The 19,463-nt window shown below is 69.1% G+C and carries 22 protein-coding genes; 13 read left to right on the top strand and 9 right to left on the bottom strand.

Annotation, left to right across the window (positions count from 1 at the left end; all coding sequences use genetic code 11):
• Positions 1–91: 91 nt before the first annotated feature.
• The 5 genes from GZ64_RS0113105 to GZ64_RS0113085 form a co-directional block, all read right to left on the bottom strand.
• Positions 92–388 (bottom strand): hypothetical protein, encoded by a 297-nt coding sequence (locus GZ64_RS0113105; RefSeq protein ID WP_029258620.1) that lies wholly within the window; start codon positions 386–388, stop codon positions 92–94.
• Positions 385–771, bottom strand: a complete 387-nt coding sequence (fliS, locus tag GZ64_RS0113100; protein WP_029258619.1) for a flagellar export chaperone FliS — start codon at positions 769–771, stop codon at positions 385–387. Before fliS ends, GZ64_RS0113105 begins: the two co-directional genes overlap by 4 nt.
• A 2-nt stretch (positions 772–773) precedes the next feature.
• A complete protein-coding gene (gene fliD / locus GZ64_RS0113095; protein WP_029267008.1) occupies positions 774–2,162 on the bottom strand; it encodes a flagellar filament capping protein FliD in 1,389 nt (462 codons plus the stop codon).
• A gap of 69 nt (positions 2,163–2,231) precedes the next feature.
• Positions 2,232–3,062, bottom strand: a complete 831-nt coding sequence (locus tag GZ64_RS0113090; protein ID WP_021198928.1) for a flagellin N-terminal helical domain-containing protein — start codon at positions 3,060–3,062, stop codon at positions 2,232–2,234.
• A 108-nt stretch (positions 3,063–3,170) separates the two neighbouring features.
• Positions 3,171–3,971 (bottom strand): sigma-70 family RNA polymerase sigma factor, encoded by an 801-nt coding sequence (locus GZ64_RS0113085; protein WP_029267007.1) that lies wholly within the window; start codon positions 3,969–3,971, stop codon positions 3,171–3,173.
• Positions 3,972–4,167: 196 nt separating this feature from the next.
• Between GZ64_RS0113085 and GZ64_RS0113080 the strand changes: the two genes are divergently transcribed.
• From GZ64_RS0113080 to GZ64_RS19180, 10 genes are read left to right on the top strand one after another with little or no spacing between them, the layout of a single operon-like run.
• Entirely contained in the window at positions 4,168–4,650 is a 483-nt protein-coding gene (locus GZ64_RS0113080; RefSeq protein WP_021198926.1) for a flagellar protein FlgN, read from the top strand.
• A gap of 13 nt (positions 4,651–4,663) precedes the next feature.
• A complete protein-coding gene (gene flgK / locus GZ64_RS0113075; protein ID WP_021198925.1) occupies positions 4,664–6,073 on the top strand; it encodes a flagellar hook-associated protein FlgK in 1,410 nt (469 codons plus the stop codon).
• A gap of 13 nt (positions 6,074–6,086) precedes the next feature.
• Complete coding sequence (locus GZ64_RS0113070; RefSeq protein ID WP_029267006.1) at positions 6,087–6,968, top strand: flagellin N-terminal helical domain-containing protein; 882 nt, start codon at positions 6,087–6,089, stop codon at positions 6,966–6,968.
• Positions 6,965–7,336, top strand: coding sequence for a flagellar assembly protein FliW (locus GZ64_RS0113065; RefSeq protein ID WP_021198923.1), 372 nt, complete (start codon positions 6,965–6,967; stop codon positions 7,334–7,336). The genes GZ64_RS0113070 and GZ64_RS0113065 overlap by 4 nt, the downstream gene beginning before the upstream one ends.
• A 59-nt stretch (positions 7,337–7,395) precedes the next feature.
• Positions 7,396–8,019, top strand: coding sequence for a tRNA (adenosine(37)-N6)-threonylcarbamoyltransferase complex dimerization subunit type 1 TsaB (gene tsaB / locus GZ64_RS0113060; RefSeq protein ID WP_029267004.1), 624 nt, complete (start codon positions 7,396–7,398; stop codon positions 8,017–8,019).
• Positions 8,016–8,504 (top strand): ribosomal protein S18-alanine N-acetyltransferase, encoded by a 489-nt coding sequence (rimI, locus tag GZ64_RS0113055; protein WP_029258613.1) that lies wholly within the window; start codon positions 8,016–8,018, stop codon positions 8,502–8,504. The genes tsaB and rimI overlap by 4 nt, the downstream gene beginning before the upstream one ends.
• The gene (gene tsaD, locus GZ64_RS0113050) at positions 8,501–9,568 is read left to right on the top strand and encodes a tRNA (adenosine(37)-N6)-threonylcarbamoyltransferase complex transferase subunit TsaD (protein WP_021198920.1); all 1,068 of its coding nucleotides are present in this window, start codon (positions 8,501–8,503) and stop codon (positions 9,566–9,568) included. The genes rimI and tsaD overlap by 4 nt, the downstream gene beginning before the upstream one ends.
• Positions 9,565–10,050 carry a hypothetical protein gene (locus GZ64_RS0113045; RefSeq protein ID WP_029258611.1) on the top strand — a complete coding sequence of 162 codons (486 nt, stop codon included), beginning with the start codon at positions 9,565–9,567 and terminating at the stop codon, positions 10,048–10,050. The genes tsaD and GZ64_RS0113045 overlap by 4 nt, the downstream gene beginning before the upstream one ends.
• Positions 10,051–10,053: 3 nt before the next feature.
• On the top strand, positions 10,054–11,193 hold the full coding sequence (locus tag GZ64_RS0113040; RefSeq protein ID WP_029267002.1) for a hypothetical protein: 1,140 nt from the start codon (positions 10,054–10,056) through the stop codon (positions 11,191–11,193).
• Entirely contained in the window at positions 11,159–12,409 is a 1,251-nt protein-coding gene (locus GZ64_RS19180) for a hypothetical protein (protein WP_156040320.1), read from the top strand. Before GZ64_RS0113040 ends, GZ64_RS19180 begins: the two co-directional genes overlap by 35 nt.
• A gap of 7 nt (positions 12,410–12,416) precedes the next feature.
• On the opposite strand, the gene GZ64_RS0113030 is transcribed toward GZ64_RS19180, so the two are convergent.
• Positions 12,417–13,622: a class I SAM-dependent methyltransferase gene (locus tag GZ64_RS0113030; RefSeq protein ID WP_029266998.1), complete on the bottom strand. Its 1,206-nt coding sequence runs from the start codon at positions 13,620–13,622 to the stop codon at positions 12,417–12,419.
• A gap of 158 nt (positions 13,623–13,780) precedes the next feature.
• Here GZ64_RS0113030 and groES point away from each other — a divergent pair, with 158 nt between their 5' ends.
• From groES to GZ64_RS0113015, 3 genes are all read left to right on the top strand, one after another.
• Positions 13,781–14,077 carry a co-chaperone GroES gene (gene groES / locus GZ64_RS0113025; protein ID WP_017203655.1) on the top strand — a complete coding sequence of 99 codons (297 nt, stop codon included), beginning with the start codon at positions 13,781–13,783 and terminating at the stop codon, positions 14,075–14,077.
• A 178-nt stretch (positions 14,078–14,255) separates the two neighbouring features.
• Positions 14,256–15,185, top strand: coding sequence for an EamA family transporter RarD (rarD, locus tag GZ64_RS0113020; protein ID WP_029266996.1), 930 nt, complete (start codon positions 14,256–14,258; stop codon positions 15,183–15,185).
• A gap of 144 nt (positions 15,186–15,329) precedes the next feature.
• Positions 15,330–16,586, top strand: coding sequence for an ABC transporter substrate-binding protein (locus GZ64_RS0113015; RefSeq protein WP_021198914.1), 1,257 nt, complete (start codon positions 15,330–15,332; stop codon positions 16,584–16,586).
• Positions 16,587–16,678: 92 nt separating this feature from the next.
• Here GZ64_RS0113015 and GZ64_RS0113010 read toward each other — a convergent pair whose 3' ends face one another.
• From GZ64_RS0113010 to GZ64_RS0113000, 3 genes are all read right to left on the bottom strand, one after another.
• Positions 16,679–17,452 carry an ABC transporter ATP-binding protein gene (locus tag GZ64_RS0113010; RefSeq protein WP_029258607.1) on the bottom strand — a complete coding sequence of 258 codons (774 nt, stop codon included), beginning with the start codon at positions 17,450–17,452 and terminating at the stop codon, positions 16,679–16,681.
• A complete protein-coding gene (locus tag GZ64_RS0113005) occupies positions 17,449–18,417 on the bottom strand; it encodes an ABC transporter ATP-binding protein (protein ID WP_051668050.1) in 969 nt (322 codons plus the stop codon). The genes GZ64_RS0113010 and GZ64_RS0113005 overlap by 4 nt, the downstream gene beginning before the upstream one ends.
• A gap of 67 nt (positions 18,418–18,484) precedes the next feature.
• Entirely contained in the window at positions 18,485–19,462 is a 978-nt protein-coding gene (locus GZ64_RS0113000) for a branched-chain amino acid ABC transporter permease (RefSeq protein WP_021198911.1), read from the bottom strand.
• Position 19,463: the final 1 nt, after the last annotated feature.

Below are 19,463 nucleotides of genomic sequence, written 5' to 3'. Positions count from 1 at the left end.
CTGGTATGGCCGATCCATGGCCGAGTCTTGCGAGCCATCCGTGCTCGCCCTGCTCTATCGGCAGGGTCGTCCGCGATGTTAGGAAGCGGTTTCACCCGTCGACGTCGAGGTAGGCGGGCTCTTCGGGACGGCGCGTGCTCGGGATGCGGCTCACGGCGCCGAGATGCCGACGCATGCCGTCGAGGTCGGAACGGGCACGGTCCATCGCTGAGCGCTGGAGGTCGATCACCCGCCGGGCGTGGTCGGCGAGAGAAGGGGGAAGCGGCGTGCGCGGCGGCGTCCATGGGGCGAGGGTGGCCTCGGCGGCGGCACCGGGGGCGGCGTCGAGGATCTGCTCGGCCTCCTGCTCGAGTCGGTCGAGCAGCGAGGTCCACTCTTCCACGCTCACGCCCGCGCCTCGGCCACCGTGCGCGCGGCCTCGTGCCAGGCGTCGCGCAGGGGGGAGATGATCTCGTGGCAGGCGTGCGTGCGCTCGGGATCGCGACCGATGTTGGCCCCGATGAGCGTCTGCGACAGGAACACGTACAGCGAGCGCAGACCCGCACTGCCGTTCCAGTCGTCGGTGAGCGACGAGGACAGTTCCGAGACGATCGCCTGCGCGTGCTGCAGCTGGGCGTTCGCCTCCTCCCAGTCCTCGGCGCGCTGGGCGACCTCTCCGCGTTCGATGTCGAGCAGGAGGCGGTCGTAGAGCATCGTGACGAGACGCTCGGGCGGTGCCGACAGCACGGCGTCGTCACGGTAGCGCTGCTGGGCGCGCAGGGCGGCGTTCATGCTCACTTCCCGGAGTTCGAGCTCGAGCCCGGCAGGGCGGCGATCTGGGACGACAGGTACGAGGACTGCGACTGCAGTTGCGACAGCATGACCTCGAGGCGGGCGTAGGTGCGCTCGAGAGTGGACTTGCGCTGCGCGAGGCGGACGTCCCAGCGTTCCATCTGCTCGCCGAGACCCTTCACCTCGCTCTCCTGGCCGGTGATGCGCGTGGTGAGCAGGCCGTCGTACTTGTCGGAGTAGACCTTCGAGGTGTCCTGCACCCGCGCGGCGATGTCGGAGAACAGCCCGGCGACCGCGTCGGGGTCCTTCGCGAGTGCCTCGGCGAACTTCTTCTCGTCGAAGCTGAGCACGCCGTACATGTCGGTCGAGATGCCGATAGACGACGGGGAGACGCCGTTCACGGGGTGCTGCACCGCGTCGGCGAGGGCCGTGCGGAGTCCTCGGACCGCGCTGTCGCCGGTGAAGACGCCCAGTGTGGTCTTGTCGCCCTGCTTGGCGGCGACGGTCGCCTTCGAGCCGTTGTCGATGCGGGTCAGGATGTCCTTGACGGCGGCGATGAAGTCGGCGGACGCCTTGGTGCGTGCCGCGGTGTCGACGGCGACGCCGATGGTGACGGGGGCCGCGGAGACGGCGGAGACGGTCACGTCGACGCCGTCGAACAGGTCGGTGAACGTGTTGCTCGACGACGTCAGCACCTGCTCGGCGCTGGTGCCCGCCCACAGCCGCACCTGCGCATCGGCGCCGACGTCGATGACGGCTGCTCCTGCTTCGGTGGAGATGTCGGAGGCGGTGCCCGCAGCGACCGCCGCGGTGTCTCCGCGATAGGCGCGGAACTGTCCGGCTTCCCCGGAATCGGCGGCACGCAGCTGCAGGCGGTGCATGGGGTTGCCGTCGGCGTCGCGTCCGGCGGGAACGGCCGCGGCGACGATGCCGAAGCCCGCTTCGTTCACGGCCCGCGCGACATCCTGCATGGACGAGGAGTCGGCCGTGACCTGCACGCGCTCGCCCTTCGCGTTCTCGAGGGTGATCACGGGCGGGTCGACGGGCCAGCCGTTGGAGGCGGCCGAGACGATGGTGTGGTTCTTGGCGACCTTGTCGACGACGATGTCGGCCGCGAGCGGCGCCGCACCCTCGCGGGTGGCGACCGTGACCGTGGGAGAGGACGACGTGGTGGTGAAGCGGGCCAGCCCGTCGCGCGTCGCGGCCTTCTCCGCCGCCGTGGCGAGGTTCTGCACGGCGGTGTTCAGCGTCCGCAGCTGGGTGACGATGCCGTTCTTGTCATCCATCTTCGCCTTGAGCAGCGAACGGGGGATGGCCGCGACATCCATCAGCGCCTTGATGACCTCGGTGGTCTTCAGGCCGGAGACGAGGCCGTCGAGCGAGAGGGACATGGTCGCCTTTCCAGGTCGGGAGCGGACAGGGTCCGGGCGCCGGTGGGCGCCCGGACCCTATGGCATGGTTCAGCGCAGGAGCTGGAGCACGCCCTGGTTGGCCTGGTTGGCCTGGGCCAGCATCGCCGTACCTGCCTGGGACAGGATGTTCTTCGACGTGAACTTGACCATCTCGGACGCCATGTCGGTGTCGCGGATACGGCTCTCGGCAGCGGCGAGGTTCTCCGCCGACACGTTGAGGCTGTTGATGGTCGACTCGAAGCGGTTCTGCAGCGCACCGTAGCCGGCACGTGCGGTCGAGACCGCCTGGATCTGCGTGTCGATGCCCGCCAGTGCGGTACCGTACGTCGCCGCGTCCGTCATGGTCGCCGCGAGCGTCTTGATGTCGGCACCGAGGGTGGCGAAGTCGGTCAGGGCGACCGAGATCTGGTCCTCGGCGGCGACGGAGCCCGCACCGACCTGGAACGTCAGCGTGTCGCCACCCGAGAGCAGCTTGATGCCGTTGAAGTTCGTGCTGCCGGCGATCCGGGTGAGCTCATCACCGAGGGTGTTGATCTCCTTCTGGATCGCGTCGCGCGACTTCGCGTTGTTCGAGTCGTTCGCACCCTGAGCGGTCAGGTCGCGAACGCGCTGCAGGATCGAGTGGACCTCGGTCAGGGCGCCTTCCGCGGTCTGGATGACCGAGATGCCGTCCTGGGCGTTGCGTGCCGCGACGTTCAGACCGTTGACCTGCGAACGCAGGCCCTCGGAGATCGCGAGGCCTGCAGCGTCGTCGGCCGCGCGGTTGATGCGGAAGCCGCTGGACAGCTTCTCGAGCGACTTCGACAGGTCGTTCTGGGTGTTGGACAGGTTGCGGTAGGCGTTGAGGGCCGACACGTTCGTGCTGATCTGCATACCCATAAGGGTTCTCCTCCGTGAATGGTGTTGTGCGGGAGACCATCCGTGGTCTCCCGGTCACACCTATCGGCGGAGGGGACGCGGGCGTTAGCCGTGCGTATGGGAATCGACTCAGGCGGGTGCCGGATCGCGGAAGACCCCGGCGATCCGGGAACCCGCGACGTCGGCGATCCGTGTGAAGTAGGCATCGCGGGCGCCGGCGGAGACCCGCGTCGTGGTGGTCGGTGCGGTCCCCTCGGCGAAGAACCGATCCAGGGCGTCGCGCAACAACCGGATCGCCTCCGACCGCTGCTGCGACACGGCCGAGTGCGTCACGCCCAGCTCTTCGGCGATCTCCTTGACCGGACGCTCGTCGAAGTAGACGGCCTGCACGATCCGGCGCATCCGTTCGGGAAGGGCGGCGACGGCCTGTTCGAGCACCTCGCGCCGTTCCCCGACCAGAGCGGATTCCTCGGGGAGGGGGATGTCGGCGGCGACGTCCCGGGCCGAGGGATCGTCGATGGTGGTGAGCGTCCTGGCGGCATCGCCGAGCGCTTCGATGACGACCTCTTTCGGAACGCCCATCGCCGTGGCGACCTCGGTCGCCGTGGCGGTCCGGCCGAGACCGGCGGTCAGGGTCTCGCGGACGGCGACGGTCTCCTTGATGCGTTTGCGGATGCCCCGGGAGGCCCAGTCCATCGAGCGCATCTCGTCGGCGAAGGCGCCGAGGATGCGACGACGGGCATAGGCGCCGAAGGGCACTCCGAGCTCGGGGTCGAAGGCCTCGGCCGCGGTCACGAGCGCGAGCGCTCCGACGGCGGCGAGCTCGTCGCGGGGGATGTGGGTGGCACGGGCATGGGTCTCGGCGGCGAGGTATCCGACCAGAGGGAGGTTGCTCTCGATGAGCAGATTGCGCTCAGCGCGCGACGACATGGGGGATGATCCACCTCTCTGGATGCACTCCGGAAGTTCCGAGGAGATGAACAGATGCACATATCACACTTCTCGTGATCTGTACATGGGGAGAACTGTCCATCGCCGTTCCACATAGTAACGTTAGGCGAGCGCTGGCCGATAGTGACCTTTGGCCGCGTTGTCAGGCGGGGCGATCACTGGGGAAAAGGGGATCATGGGAGCCAACGAACTATCGATACAGCTGTGGCGCGAGCGTGAACTGCTCGAGATGCTGCTCTTCAAACTCGATGAGCAGCAGTTGCTGCTCGCCGCCGGAAGATCCCAATGGATCCAGTTTGCCGCGCGCGAGATCGATCAGGTACTCGACAGGCTGCGTGGCGCGGGGCTCGCCCGCACCGTCGAGGTCGCGACCGTCGCCGAGGAGTGGGGAGCTCCCGACGCGACGACCATCCGCGAACTGATCGCGCACGCCCCCGAAGGCGCATGGCAGGAGGTGTTCGCCGACCACCTGCGCGCGCTCACGAAGCTCGCCGCCGAGGTCGAGCAGATGCGCGACGCCAATGCCGAGCAGCTCAGCGGCGTGCTCCGCGCGACGCAGGAGACCATCGCCGCACTCGGACACGACACCGGCGAGTACACGACCAAGGGTGACCGCGCACGCGACGACGCTGCGCGCATCATCGACACCGAGATGTGACCGAGAGGGGATCATGTCGACCTTCAGTGGACTGAACACGGCGGCCAGCGGATTGGCCGCCGCCCGGCGCGGCATGGACGTGGTCGGGCAGAACATCGCCAACCAGAAGACCGAGGGATACACGCGCCAGCGCGTGACGACCTCCGCGGTCGCCGCGATCGCGCAGACCGGCCGTTTCAGCGTCGGTGCCCTCCCGGGGCACGGCGTGTCCATCGACGGGGTGGCGCGACTGGGTGACGCTCTTCTCGACGCCAGGGTGCGTGACGCCCTCGGTGCCTCGGGGTACTGGTCCACCCGGGCCGTGGCCGCGACCACGATCGAGGCATCGCTGGCCGAGCCGACCGCGAACGGACTCGCGGCGCGGCTGTCGAAGTTCTGGTCCGGCTGGCAGGATCTCGCGAACACCCCGGATTCGGGTGCGGCGGCATCGAGCATCCTCGAATCGGCGAAGGAGCTCGCCTCGCACATCGCCGGCGGGTATCGCAACGTCGCCACGCAATGGAGCAACGCCCGCGACTCCGCCGATCGCACGGTCTCGCAGGTGAATGCGACCGCCGACCAGATCGCGGTGCTCAACGACGAGATCCGCGACGCGCTCGCCTCCGGTCGCTCGGCGAACGAGCTGATGGATCAGCGCAGCGTCCTCGCGCAGAACGTGGCGAGGATGTCCGGGGCAGCGGCCACGATCGAGGCCGACGGCACGATGACGGTCCGCCTCGGGGGCAACGCACTGGTCTCGGGTTCCGACGCCCGCCATCTCGTGTTGACGGGCCCGGCCTCGATCGACTCCGGTCAGCGCTTCAGCCTTTCCTGGGCGTCCGCGCCCGATCTCCCCGTGTCGATCGACGGCGGTGAGCTCGGCGCCTCGCTCTCGGTTCTGGCACCCGCGGCCGACGGCGGCATGCTCGCCGGACTCGCGGCCACCTACGACACGGTGGCGACGGCCCTCGCCGACGCGATGAACGCGCAGCACCGGGCGGGCGTCACCTCCACGGGCCAGGCCGGCGGCGACTTCTTCACCCTCCCCGCCACCGGATCCGCAGCGCTCGGTCTGAAGGTCGCGGTCGGATCCGCCTCCGAACTGGCGCTCGCCGCCCCGGGGTCGGGGGCGTTGGACGCGACGAACGCCGACCTGATCTCCCAGATCGGCCGGCGGGCCGGCTCTCCCGATGCGATCTGGTCCGATCAGGTCACCCGGTTCGGCGTCGCGACGGCCGCCGACGTGCAGCGCGCCAAGCTCTCCGATTCCGCTGCGGTCGCCGCGGTCGGCGCACAGCAGTCGGTCGCGGCTGTCGACGGCGACGAGGAGACGATCAGCCTGCTCACCTACCAGACCGCCTACCAGGCCGCAGCCCGCGTGATGACCGCGGTGGATGAGGCGCTCGACGTGCTCATCAACCGCACGGGTCTCGTCGGACGCTGAGCGAAGGAGCACCGTGATCTCTCGAGTGACGTCATCCGCGATGACGCAGACGGCCATGCGCCAGCTGCAGTCCAACCTCTCCGAGCTGGCGCGTCTGCAGGAGCAGGCGACGTCCCAGCGCGCGTTCGCCGCCCCATCCGACGATCCGGCAGCCGCGGCAGCCGCACTGGCACTGCATGCCGAGCAGCGCCGCACCGAGCAGTACGCCCGCAACATCGACGACGGCCTGGCATGGGTCACCGCCGCCGACACGGCCATCACCGCGAGCACGGCTCTGCTGGGGCGCGTCCGCGACCTCACCGCCCAGGGCGCGAACGACGGCGCGCTCGACGCCACCGCCAAGGAGGCCCTCGCCGTCGAGCTCGAGGGCATCCGCAAAGAGCTCCTCTCCCAGGCCAACACCCGGCTGCTCGGACGCTCCGTGTTCGCCGGTACCTCCGACACCGCGGCCTTCGCTGCCGATTACAGTCACAGCGGGGTGCCCGGAGCCGAGGTCACCCGACGGGTGTCGGACGCGGCATCCGTCCGCGTCGACACCGACGGCGCCGCCGTGTACGGCACCGGAGACCACTCGGTCTTCGCCCTCGTCGACAAGATCGTCGCCGACCTCCGATCCGGCACGAACGTCGGTCCCCGTCTCGGCGAGATCGACGGTCGCCGTACGGCCATGCTCGCGGTGCAGGGCTCCGTGGGCACCAGACAGGCTCAGATCGAACGCGCCAAGGAGGCGGCAGTGCAGAATTCCGTGTCCCTCGAGTCCCGCAGGACGGCGGTGGAGGACGTCGATTCGATCGAGGTGCTCGTGCGCCTGCAGGCACAGGAGCTCGTGTACCGCTCGGCGCTCGCCGTGAATGCGCGCGTCCTCCAGCCCTCGCTCATGGACTTCCTCCGATGACCGCCGCACTGACCTTCCTCGCCCCGCCGCCGGGACTCGCCCCCCACGTCGACTTCGCGCTCGCACCCGTCGACGGATCCGACGGGCTCTTCTCGATGCGCGCCGTCGACGACTCCGCCTTGCGCCTCTACCTCGTCGATCCCCGGAGCGTCCTGAGCGAGTACGCGCCGACCCTGACCGACGAGCAGGCGGAGGGGCTTGCGCTGGGATCGCCGGATGACGCGCTGATCCTCGTGGTCGCCCATCCGTCCGCTGAGGGGGTGAGCGTGAATCTCCTCGCCCCGGTGATCGTCAACCGGACGACGGGAGCCGCATCGCAGGTGATCCTCGAGGATCAAGACTACCCGCTGCGCGCCCCGCTCGGCTGACCCCGGACCTGGGCTCCCGTCGGCCGCTCTCCTCAGGCGGCGGCGGCTAATCTGGAGTCGTGATCCTTGCCGTCGATACTTCCCTGGGCACGGCTGTCGCCCTCATCGATGCCGACGGGACGCGCCGCGCCGAAGCCGGTGCCGTCGACCCGCTCGGCCATGCCGAGGTCATCGGCGACCTCCTCGTCCGTGCTCTCCACGAGGCGGGCGATGCCCAGATCACCCACGTGGTCGCGGGCATGGGACCCGGTCCCTTCACCGGGCTGCGCATCGGCATCGCCGCAGCGCGCATCTTCGCCCTCGGGCGCGGACTGCCGGTGATCCCCGTCCCCAGCCATCTCGCGGCAGCACTCACCGCTCTCGAGACCGACGCCGTGACCGCGCCGTTCGCGATCGTGACGGACGCCCGCCGCCGCGAGGTCGCCATCACCGTGTTCCACGGCCTCGACGACGACGGCATCCCGGTGACCGTCTCCGACACCGTGCTCGTGCGGGCCACAGAGGCCGACGCGCACCTCGACGGCATCCGACGTATCGATGTGGCGACGCTCTCGGGGACGGATCTGGCGCGGGTCGGCGCACGCGCGCTCGCGGCCGGTCGCACCCTCGCCGGCGACGAGCCTCTCTACATGCGTCACCCCGACGTCACGCTCCCCGGCGCCCCGAAGAAGGTGGGCACATGACGCTTCGCCACGCCACCGTCGAAGACCTCGACGCGATCATGGCGATCGAGAACCGCTCGTTCCCGTCCGACGCCTGGAGCTCGGAGACCATGGCCGCCGAGCTGGCGAGCCCGCACGGACGGTACCTGGTCGACGAGCATGAGGGGGCGGTGGTCGGGTACGGCGGGGTGCGCGCCCTGCAGGGAAGCGCCGACGCCGACGTCCAGACCATCGCGTTGCTCGCCGAGTACCGCGGCCAGGGGCGGGGCAGGACGCTGCTGCGGGCGCTGCTCGCGGCGGCCTCGGAGCGTGGTGCGCGCGAGATCTTCCTCGAGGTGAGGGCCGACAACCCCTCTGCCGAGGGGCTCTACCGGGCCGAGGGTTTCGAAGAGATCGCCCGCCGCCCGCATTACTATCAGCCCGACGACGTCGATGCGATCGTGATGCGTCGAGAACTGCCAGGTCACCCGGTGCCGGGCACCACGGCCGAGGAGGCGAAGTCATGAGCGAACCGCTGGTCCTCGGCATCGAGACGAGCTGCGACGAGACGGGCATCGGCATCGTACGCGGACGTACCCTGCTCTCGAACACCATCGCCTCGAGCATGGACGAGCACGCGCGATACGGCGGCGTCGTGCCCGAGGTCGCCGCGCGAGCGCACCTCGAGGCGCTGCAGCCGGCGATCGATGCGGCACTCGCCGAGGCCGATGTGCGCCTGGACGACCTCGACGCGGTCGCCGTCACGAGCGGCCCTGGGCTCGCCGGCGCCCTGATGGTCGGCGTCGGCGCGGCGAAGGGCCTGGCGGTCTCGCTCGACAAGCCCCTGTACGCGGTGAACCATCTGGTCGGGCACATCGCCGCCGACATCCTCACCGCCGACTCCGCTCCGCTCGAATATCCGACCGTCGCGCTGCTCGTGTCCGGTGGACACACCTCGCTGCTGCATGTGCGCGACCTCACCACCGACGTCGAGCTGCTGGGGGAGACGATGGACGACGCGGCGGGAGAGGCGTTCGACAAGGTCGCCCGTCTGCTGTCGCTGCCGTATCCCGGCGGACCGGAGATCGACCGGGCAGCGGCCGACGGCGACCCGAACGCGATCCGGTTCCCCCGCGGGCTGTCCCGTGCCTCCGACCTGGCGAAGCACCGCTACGACTTCTCGTTCTCGGGGCTGAAGACGGCGGTGGCCCGCTGGGTCGAGCGCTGTGAAGCCGAGGGGGTCGAGGTCCCGGTCGCCGATGTCGCTGCGAGCTTCCGGGAAGCGGTGGTGGACGTTCTGGTCACGAAGGCGCTGGCCGCCTGCGCCGACCTCGGTGTGCCGCGGCTGCTGCTCGGAGGCGGCGTGATCGCCAACCGGCGTCTGCGTGAGGTCGCTCTGGAACGGGCCGGAGCCGCGGGGGTCACGGTGCGCATTCCGCCACTGTCCCTGTGCACCGACAACGGCGCGATGATCGCGGCGCTCGCCGCCGAGCTGATCTCGTCCGGCCGCCGTCCGTCCACCCTGGACTTCGGTGCGGACTCGACGCTTCCCGTGACCGAGATCCAGATCGCGGAGGCGGTGTCGGCATGAGCGACGTTTCCGGCTCTCCCGAGGCGACACCCTCGACGACGCCGGCGGCGCGCATCGAACGTCCCAGCGGCGAGGTCGAGCATCCGGCCGGGAACGCTCGTCTGCCCGGCGCCCGCCGTGACGGCTACACCAAGATGCCGACCGGGCCTGTCGGCATCGAACCGGTCGTCGCGACCGGTCCGGACATCGATGCGCCCGATGACACGGAGTGGGAGCCGTCGACGGGATCCGTGCCGATCGACGACACCCGTCTCGCTCCCTGGGCGCTGTTGGCCGCGATCGTGGCTCTCGGGGCATCGTTCTTCGTCGGCTGGGGCATCCCCGTCGCGGTGGTCTCGGTGATCGCGGCGATCATGTCGCTGCGTCGCCCTGTCGAGAGCCGGGCGATCGCGCGGTGGGCGCTCGTGCTCGGTCTCTGCGCGACGGTCTACAGCCTGGGCTGGCTGGTCTGGGCCGGCATGCAGTTCGAGAGACTCGGCTGACCGGTGCTGGACGCGGCGGAGCTCGAGGAACTGCGCTCCCTGCAGGCGCGGGCTTATGGGCGTGAAGCGTCCCTCACCGACGCCGATGCCGTTCGACTGCGTGAGCTGGAGGAGCGCCGGGTCGCGCGTCCGATCGCGCCGCACGGCGAGGCGTCACCCGTCGATGCCGTGACCTCCGCCGCGTCGGAGGCGGCTGGACGATCCCCGGTCGATCTCCCGGACGCCGGAACCGAGCGCCAGGGCACGCACGCCGCCGAGGTGTCGGATGCGGAGACGTCTGTTGCGGAGGGGGCGTCGGCCGACGCAGCCTCGCACGACATCGCCCCGCGCGTCCTCCCACTGCTGCGCGTGCACTGGCGGGCGGCCGCGATCGCCGTCGCGGTGCTGCTGGTCGTCGGTGTGGGGTGCGGCTGGATGCTCTTCGGCAGATCCGGCACCGCATCGGTCGCCCTGAGCGCGCAGCAGCAGGAATGGCAGAGCGCCCTGATCGCGGGTGGGCGCTACGATCAGGGATCCCTGCGCGCCCTCGCGGTGGAACAGGGCGCGGTCATCTGGGCGGCGACCAAGGACGACGGAGAGAGCACGTGCCTGCTCGTGGCGACATCCCCGTCGGCCCTGCCCACCTGCGAGCGTACCGAGACGGTCGAGAGGACGGGGCTCTTCGGCGCGGTCACGCTGGAGTCGAAGGACGAGATCAGACGCGAGCTCAATGTGCAGCTGATGTTCGCCCCCTCCGGGGAGCCCGCCGTCGCCGTCCACACGTCGGAGTACGGTCCCGGCACCACCAACGGCGTCATCTACGAGAACGCCGAGGAGGCGGAGAAGGCGAAGCGGATCGCCGGGCAGGGGTTCGAGATCAACTCGCTCTGGGTCATCGGCTACGACGGAGAGGTGCCGGTGTGGACGGGGATGGAGCTCGAGGGCTTCCAGACCTGCCTGATCTACGACGGCTCGGACGACCGCTTCCCGCGCGTCTGCGCGGATGCACTCACGATGCAGGAGCAGGGTGCCACGCTGGTGCTGAACGTGCTCGACGATGCGAGCGGCGAGCTCGTGCGCCTCGAGCTTCCGACCGCGAGCAACGGGAACTCCTCTCTGACGATCAGGCGTGAGGGGGGTGCTGGCCGTGCAGGGGGAGGCTGACGCCGACGAGCTCCGCGCGCTCCGGCGCAGGGCCTACGCCCGCGACGGTGTGGTGACGGATGACGAGATCCGGCGGTTGCGCGAGCTCGAGGATGCTCGACGATCCGCGATGTCGACGAGCACGCCGACTCCTGCGGAGCCACTCGCGGTGAGCATCGGCCCGGAGCGTCCTCTGTCTGAGTCTGAGCCGGTGGATGCGCCTGAGCCTGAGCCTGAGCCGGTGCCGGTGCCTGTGCCGGTGCCGGTGCCGGTGCCTGAGTCGGTGCCTGTGCCTGCGCCTGAGTCTGAGCCGGTGGATGCGCCACGGTCATGGGGCGCGGTTCGCCGTGCCCTTCGGCGCTATCGGTGGGGCGTGTCGGCGCTCGCCGTCCTGCTTCTGGCGCTCGGTACCGCCATCGGTGGGGCCGTTTTCGCGCCACGAGACGGGAGCATCCCGCTCACGGCAGCGCAGCAGGAACGCCGAGAGGTGCTCGCCGCGGCCGACTTCGACCCCGGCTCGATCCGCGCCGTCGCTCGGGACGAAGAGGCCCTGGCGTGGTACGCGACCAAGGACGACGGCAGCATCGTGTGCGTGATCCTCGATGCGGGCGAACAGTCGCAGTCGAACTGTCTGCCGGTCGCCGACACCGGACGCGGCCTGAGCGTGTCGTTTCCCGTGCCGCTCGCCGCGCCGGACGACGACCCGGACGGCGACCCGCGTGGCGTAGGGGGTGTGAACGCCACGATGCTCGTCTCGACGACGGGGGAGCCGATGGTCGTGCTCCAGCACTGGTCGATGCCCTCCACCGCGCCGTCGCAGTTCGCGGGCGGCGAGCGCACGCGGGCAGAGGAACTGGTGGATGAGGGGTTCGCGTTCACGATCGAGATCGTGGGCTACTTCCGCACGGCCCCGGTGTGGGTCGGTGACCGTCTCTCTCACGAGGGCGAGATCGAGAAGTGCCTCGTCGTCGACGCCGTCGATCTGACGGCGTGCGCATCTCTCGACGCGGCAGCGGAATCCGGGATCGAAGCGCGGATCGATGACGTCGACGGGGCTTCCGGCGGGGTCGTCGGCTCGTCGGTGCTCGAGGCGCGGTTCACGAGGTGGCAGACGCCCTATCTGACCATCACCGACGCGCCGGTGACCGGCGCGGAGCCGGGGGATACCGTCCGGGTCGACGCGCCTCCCGGTGACCCCATCGTGGTCGAGCCGCCGGGTCGCGACGCGGAGCGTTGAGCGGGGGTCAGTTCGCTGCGGGCACCCGGTCGGCGAGGATCGCGCGGCGCTGATCGCCGATGCGGGCCAGGATGAGTGTCGCCTCCTGGTCCCCACGCAGCGTGAGCTTCTTGCGGAACGCGGCGGGATCGACGTCGACTCCGCGCTTCTTGATCTCCAGGCGCCCGATGCCCTGCGCCTGCAGGGCGGCGTTGATCGCCTTGGGATGGGCCGGGAGGGTCTCGCGCACCCGGAAGGACTGCACGAAAGGACTCGTCAACGCCGCGTCGGAGGTCAGATAGGCGATGTGCTCGTCGAGCATCCCCGCCTCCAGGCTCCGGGCGACCTCGCCGATCAGCCGCGCACGGATCACGGCGCCGTCCGGTTCGTGCACGAATGCGCCGAGCTCGCGCACGGGTTCATCGGGGGCGTCCGCCGGCGCCGTCAGCTCGTGCGAGCGCTCGTCGCGGATCACGAGGGCCGCACGCCGCACCCCTTCCCGGGCGAGCGCGCCGCTCCAGACGACCAGTTCGACCACGCTGCCGTCGGCGCTGACCCACTGTGCCTCGGCGTCGTCCGGCAGGGCGTCGCGGTCGTGCGCCGGTCCGAGCTTGATACCGGTCGGATGGTGAGCCGCCACCTCGAATGCCCAGTCCAGCGAGGGGGAGTAGTCGTCGGCCGAGACGCGTCGGGTCTCGCTGTGACCCGAAGTGCGTCTGGCCGGGTCCATCCAGACCGCGCCCCCCGGGTCCAGCGACGAGAAGGCGTCTTCGGCCGTGCGATGGTCGACGACCGCGCTGTCGCCGAACGGGGCCAGGTTGTAGGCGGCGATCGCCGAGGTCACCTCGTCGGCGTCGACGGCGCGCACATCGAGTCCGGCGCCGGCGAAGGCCAGGGCGTCACCGCCGATTCCGCAGCCGAGGTCGGCGACACGGGTGAAACCGGCGTGACGGATCCGCTGCGCATGCCGGGCTGCGACGCCCAGCCTCGTCGCCTGCTCCAGCCCCGCGCGGGTGAACAGCATGCGTGCGGCGAAGGGCCCGAACTTCGCGGTGGCCCTGGAGCGCAGGCGGGCCTGGCCGACGACGGCGGAGACCAGCTCGGGGGAGTGGTCGCCCGCGCGCAGCCGCGAGACGGTGCGGGCGACATCGGCGGTCGATTCGATGGGCCCGACCGCGTCGAGCAGTTCGAGACCGGCGGGGGTCAGCAGGGCGCGCAGCTCGGACATCTCCACCCGCTCAGCCTAATTGCCCGTGCGAGTCGTCGAACTGCGGCGCGCACTGGCACTCGCATTGCGTGAGTGCCAGCCGAGCGCCTAGACTGGATTAGCACTCTCGGGTTGAGAGTGCGAACAAGTCTTTCGTGTCAGCGTCAAGAAAGAAGAGGTAGACCGTGTCGGTTTCCATCAAGCCGCTCGAGGACCGCATCGTCATCAAGCAGGTCGAGGCCGAGCAGACCACCGCGAGTGGCCTGGTCATCCCCGACACCGCCAAGGAGAAGCCCCAGGAGGGCGAGGTCGTGGCGGTCGGCCCCGGCCGCATCGACGACAACGGCAACCGTGTTCCGCTCGACGTCGCTGTCGGCGACCGCGTGCTCTACAGCAAGTACGGCGGCACCGAGGTGAAGTTCGGCGCAGACGAGTTCCTCGTCCTGTCGGCTCGCGACGTCCTGGCGGTCGTCGTCCGCTGATCTGCGGAACCTGATTCCCGTCTCTCCTGAGGGGCGGGCAAGGCCATCGAAGGGGCCCGGATGCGTATCGCATCCGGGCCCCTTCTGCATCCGCCAGCGAGCGTCCGATTCCTGCCGAACTGCGATCGACGGGCCGGCGGCGCCGTTCGCGACGCCGCCGCGGGCATAGGGTTGTGCGGTGCCACCACAGACCACCCGCGCCGCGCAGACCGCCGGCGTCGCCTATGCCGGTGGGGCCTACCTCCTCTGGGGTGTGCTTCCCCTCTATTTCCTCCTTCTGGTGCCGACGGGGCCGTGGGAGGTCGTCGCCTGGCGCGTCCTGCTGTCGTTCGTCTTCTGCCTCCTGCTGCTCACGGTCATGCGCGGCTGGGCGGCGTTCGGCGTCATCATCCGGCAACCCCGGCTGCTGGGCTGGACGGCGCTCGCGGGGCTGCTGATCTACGTCAACTGGCAGGTGTTCCTGATCGGAACCCTCAGCGGCAACGTCGTCGAGACGAGTCTGGGCTACTTCATCAACCCGATCACGACCGTCCTGCTCGGCGTCTTCGTGCTGAAGGAGCGCATCCGCCGATTGCAGTGGGCGGCGATCGGCATCGCCGCGATCGCCGTCATCGTGATCGTCGTCGCCTACGGGGAGTTCCCGTGGATCGCGCTGTCACTCACCGCGTCCTTCGGGGTCTACGGACTCATCAAGAAGAAGATCGGCCCTGCCGTCGATGCGGTCAGCGGTCTGACACTGGAGTCGTTCTGGCTGATCCCCATCGCGGTGGTGCAGCTGATCGTCGTCGCACAGACCACGGGGATCACGATGGGGACGAACGGTTGGGCGCATGCGCTGCTGCTGGCCTTCGCCGGTGTCGCCACGGCCGTCCCGCTGCTGCTCTTCGCCGCGGGGACCCGACGCATCAACCTCACCGTGATCGGCATGATCCAGTTCATCACCCCCGTGATGCAGTTCCTCATCGGCGTCCTGGTGCTGCATGAGCCGATGCCGGCCGAACGCTGGGCGGGCTTCATCATCGTGTGGATCGCGATCGGCGTCTTCATCGTCGACCTGCTGCTCGCCGCGCGTCGGGGGCGCAGGATTCCCCGGGCCGAACCCGCCTGATCCCCGGATTCATCCGCAGAGGGACCGGGTGTCGGATCGTTAACGCACCGAGATACTTGCGACCCCTGTGCGCGGGACTCACGCCCTAGTGTTAGAGCACCCGATTGTGGCCACAATCCACGTTCAGTTACGCAAGGGAGCATCATGAACGCATTGAAGGGCTCGCGCACAGCGAAGGTCTTCGCCGGGATCGCACTGATCAGTGCATCCGCCATCGTCATCGCCGGCTGCAGCAGCACTCCGAGCTCGGAGAGCGGCGGCAGCGACAAGCCCGCCGCCGATCTGACGCTCAAGCTCGGTTCGCTGCTTCCGCAGACGGGTTCGCTGGCGTTTCTCGGCCCGCCCATGGAGTCCGGTGTCGGGCTCGCCGTCCAGGAGGTCAACGACGCCGCCGCCGGCGTCACGATCGACCTGACGGCCGAAGACGAGGGCGACACCGACACCAAGGCCTACGAGACGTCGATCACCAAGCTGCAGGGCGCGGGCGTCTCCGCCATCGTCGGCGCCGCGGCGTCGGGCGTCTCCAAGCTCATCCTCGACGGCAACGTGAGCGCAGGCATCCTGCAGATCTCGGCGTCGAACACGTCGCCCGACTTCACCACGTGGGATGACAACGGCCTGTACTTCCGCACCGCCCCCAGCGACCTGCTGCAGGGCGAGGTGCTCGGCAACCTGATCGCCGAGGACGGCGCGAAGACGCTCGGCATCATCTACCAGAACGACGCGTACGGCACCGGCCTCAACGACGCCATCACGAAGACGTTCGAGAGCACCGGCGGCGAGGTCGTCGAGTCGGTCTCGTTCAACGTGGGCGACGCGCAGTTCGACGCGCAGGTCGAGTCGATCAAGGCGCAGAACCCCGACGCGGTCGCGATCGTGTCGTTCGACCAGTTCAAGACCATCGCACCGCTGCTGGTGAACGCCGGCATCTCGGCCGACAAGTTCTACATGGTCGACGGCAACCTGTCCGACTACGGCACGGAGATCCCGGTCTCGCTCGAGGGCGCGCAGGGAACCAAGGCCGGTCCTGCGCTCGCGGACGACTTCACCTCACGTCTGCAGGACTACTGGACCGGCGAGGGCAACCCCGAGGTCAAGGACTTCACCTACGCGGCTGAGGCGTACGACGCCGTCATCCTCGTGGCTCTGGCGTCGCTGGCGGCGGGCTCCACCGAGGGCGCGGACATCGCGGCCAAGATGCAGGAGGTCTCGGGCGGTTCCGGCGACGGCAAGAAGTGCACCAGCTTCGCCGAGTGCGCCAAGATCATCAACGACGGCGGCACGGCCGACTACGACGGCTACTCCGGCGACATCACGTTCGATGAGGCCGGCGACCCGCAGGGCGCATCGATCGGCATCTACAAGTACGGTGCCGACAACATGATCACCCGCACCAACTGATCAGACGATCACATGACGAAGGCCCCGGATCCGATCCGGGGCCTTTGTCGTGTGATGTCCTGTCGTGGTGTCGCCGCGTCGATGTCGGCGGTTCAGGCCGCGTCGGTGCCGAGCGTTCCGAGGTAGAGACCGATCACCTTCGGGTCGTTCAGCAGATCCCGCCCGGTGCCCTCGTGGGCATCCTTGCCCTGATCGAGCACATACCCGCGGTCGCAGATCTGCAGGCAGCGTCGGGCGTTCTGCTCCACCATGATCGTCGTGACGCCGGCCTTGTTGATGTCGGACACCCGGATGAACGCGTCATCCTGACGCACGGGGGAGAGGCCGGCCGACGGCTCGTCGAGCAGCAGCACCGACGGATCCATCATCAGCGCGCGCGACATCGCGACCATCTGCCGCTCGCCGCCGGAGAGGGAGCCTGCGCGCTGCTTGAGCCGCTTTCCCAGTTCGGCGAAGATGCCGGTCACGAACTCGAGCCGCTCCGTGTAGATCTTGGGGTTCTGGTAGAGCCCCATCTGCAGGTTCTCCTCGATCGAGAGAGAGGGGAAGACGTTGTTCGTCTGCGGCACGAAGGCGACCCCGCGCCGGACGAGCTTGTCGGCCTTCAGGCCCACGATGCTCTCGCCCTTCACCGTGATGTCGCCGCTGCGCACGTTCACCAGACCGAAGATGGCCTTCAGCAGGGTCGACTTGCCGGCGCCGTTCGGGCCGATGATCCCGATCAGTTCCCCCTGGCGGGCGATGAGGTTCGCACCGTTGAGGATGTTCACTCCGGGGAGGTACCCGGCATGGACATCGGTCAGCTCGACGACGACGTCGTCCTGCGGTATGGCCTGCGGTGCGTTCGTCGGCGTCTCCGCGCTCATGCGCTGCCCTTTCCCTCTGTCCCGGAGACCGGGTCGCTCGCTTCGAGCTCGGCCTCCGCTTCTGCTTCGATCTTCTCGCGGAGTCTGATCGCCGCGGCGTCCTCGAGCACGGGGATGCGCCCGGTGACCGCTCCCAGGTCGAGGTCCTGATGCGCACCGAGGTAGGCATCGACGACCGCCGGGTTCTCCATGACCTCGTCGGGAGGCCCCTCCGCGACGACGCGGCCCTCGGCCATCACGATCACCCAGTCCGCGATGTGGCGGACCATGTGCATGTCGTGCTCGACGAAGAGCACGGTCATCCCCTGCTCCTTCAAGTCGAGGATGTGGTCGAGGAGCGACTGTGTGAGGGCGGGATTGACGCCGGCCATCGGCTCGTCGAGCATCACCAGCGTCGGATCGCTCATCAGCGCTCTGGCCATCTCGAGGAGCTTGCGCTGACCTCCCGAGAGCGATGCGGCGAAGTCCTTCTCCTTGGCGTCGAGCTTGAAGCGTGTCAGCAGTTCCCGCGCCTTGCCCTCGATCTCGGTGTCCTGCGCGCGCCAGAGGAAGGGGAACAGGCTCGACCAGAAGCCCTCGCCGCGCTGATGCGGAGCGCCGAGCTTCATGTTCTCGAGGACGGTCAGCAGCGAGAGCGACTTGGTCAGCTGGAACGTGCGCACCTGCCCCATCCTGGCCACCTTGAACGACGGCACGCCGGAGAGGCTGGTGCCGTCGAACGACCAGGTGCCGCTGTTGGGCTTGTCGAATCCGCAGAGCAGGTTGAAGAGCGTCGTCTTGCCCGCGCCGTTCGGGCCGATCAGAGCGGTGATCGCGCCACGGGGCACTTCGAGGTGATCGACGTCGACGGCGGTCAGGCCACCGAAACGACGCTGGACCGCGTCGACGACGAGGATCGGATCCACCTTGGCGACGCCGGGCTTGACCTCTCCCTTGGTCAGGCCGGTCGTCTTCGGGCGGCGGATGCTCCCCGTGGACGGCGCAGCTGTCGCGGCGTCATCGCCGGGGCCGGGGACCTGTTCGGGGGTCAGTTCATTTGACAAAGGTCATCTCCCTCTTGTCGCCGAGGATGCCCTGGGGGCGGAAGATCACGAGCAGCATGAGCGCGATGCCGACGAAGACGAACACCAGCGTCGATGCCTGGCTGTCGGACATCGGCAGCAGCCCTGCTTTCGCCATCGAGGGGAGCAGGTTGGCCATGAAGGCGAACACCACCCAGAACAGCACCGCACCCAGCGTGGGCCCGAACACCGTGGCCGCGCCGCCGAGAAGGAGGATGGTCCACAGGAAGAACGTCAGCGACGTCGAGTAGCTGCCGGGGACGACCGCGGAAGGGAGCACGAAGATGATCCCGCCCGCGGCGCCGATCACACCACCCACCACGAGCGCCTGCATCTTGTAGGCGAAGACGTTCTTGCCGAGCGAGCGCACCGCGTCCTCGTCCTCGCGGATGCCCTTGAGCACACGACCCCACGGGCTGCGCATCAGCGCCCACACCAGGAGGATGGCGACCGCCAGGACGATCACGCCGAAGACGCGGTTCCAGAGATCGTTCGCGCTGTACATCCAGGGGCCGAACCCGTAGGTGCCCGTGGGGATGGGGTTCGCATCGCGGAATCCGCCGTTGTACTGCGCGAGGCCGTCGGCGCTGTTGGTCCATTCGTCGAACAGCTGCGTCGTGAACAGGAGGCGGACGATCTCACCGGCCGCGATCGTCGCGATCGCGAGATAGTCGGCACGCAGGCGCAGCGTCGGGATGCCCAGGAGGACGGCGAAGAACGCGCCGCCGAGCAGACCGATGAGCATGCCGATCCACCAGGGCAGGCCGAAGCTCAGCACCGAGATGGCGTAGCCGTAGCCGCCGATGGCCATGAAGGCGGCCATGCCGAAGTTGAGCAGACCCGCGTATCCGAAGTGCACGGCGAGGCCGGTCGCCGCGAGGGCGTAGGCGATCGTGACCGGGCTGAACAGGTAGACGGCCGTGTTCGAGAAGATGCTTCCGAAGTCCATG

Origin of the sequence: Microbacterium sp. Cr-K32 (genome assembly GCF_000708345.1) — a bacterium.
GTDB classification, from domain to species: Bacteria; Actinomycetota; Actinomycetes; order Actinomycetales; family Microbacteriaceae; genus Microbacterium; species Microbacterium maritypicum_A.
Note: the sequence above shows the minus strand (reverse complement) of the source record. Positions and strands in the feature narration are given on the sequence as shown.

What these genes read in the sequence shown, in the direction of transcription:
- fliS (WP_029258619.1), bottom strand. Translation starts at nt 771, where the DNA reads ATGAACGCCGCCCTGCGCGCCCAGCAGCGCTACCGTGACGACGCCGTG.
- fliD (WP_029267008.1), bottom strand. Translation starts at nt 2,162, where the DNA reads ATGTCCCTCTCGCTCGACGGCCTCGTCTCCGGCCTGAAGACCACCGAG.
- GZ64_RS0113090 (WP_021198928.1), bottom strand. Translation starts at nt 3,062, where the DNA reads ATGGGTATGCAGATCAGCACGAACGTGTCGGCCCTCAACGCCTACCGC.
- GZ64_RS0113085 (WP_029267007.1), bottom strand. Translation starts at nt 3,971, where the DNA reads ATGTCGTCGCGCGCTGAGCGCAATCTGCTCATCGAGAGCAACCTCCCT.
- GZ64_RS0113080 (WP_021198926.1), top strand. Translation starts at nt 4,168, where the DNA reads ATGGGAGCCAACGAACTATCGATACAGCTGTGGCGCGAGCGTGAACTG.
- flgK (WP_021198925.1), top strand. Translation starts at nt 4,664, where the DNA reads ATGTCGACCTTCAGTGGACTGAACACGGCGGCCAGCGGATTGGCCGCC.
- GZ64_RS0113065 (WP_021198923.1), top strand. Translation starts at nt 6,965, where the DNA reads ATGACCGCCGCACTGACCTTCCTCGCCCCGCCGCCGGGACTCGCCCCC.
- rimI (WP_029258613.1), top strand. Translation starts at nt 8,016, where the DNA reads ATGACGCTTCGCCACGCCACCGTCGAAGACCTCGACGCGATCATGGCG.
- tsaD (WP_021198920.1), top strand. Translation starts at nt 8,501, where the DNA reads ATGAGCGAACCGCTGGTCCTCGGCATCGAGACGAGCTGCGACGAGACG.
- GZ64_RS0113045 (WP_029258611.1), top strand. Translation starts at nt 9,565, where the DNA reads ATGAGCGACGTTTCCGGCTCTCCCGAGGCGACACCCTCGACGACGCCG.
- GZ64_RS0113015 (WP_021198914.1), top strand. Translation starts at nt 15,330, where the DNA reads ATGAACGCATTGAAGGGCTCGCGCACAGCGAAGGTCTTCGCCGGGATC.
- GZ64_RS0113010 (WP_029258607.1), bottom strand. Translation starts at nt 17,452, where the DNA reads ATGAGCGCGGAGACGCCGACGAACGCACCGCAGGCCATACCGCAGGAC.
- GZ64_RS0113000 (WP_021198911.1), bottom strand. Translation starts at nt 19,462, where the DNA reads ATGGACTTCGGAAGCATCTTCTCGAACACGGCCGTCTACCTGTTCAGC.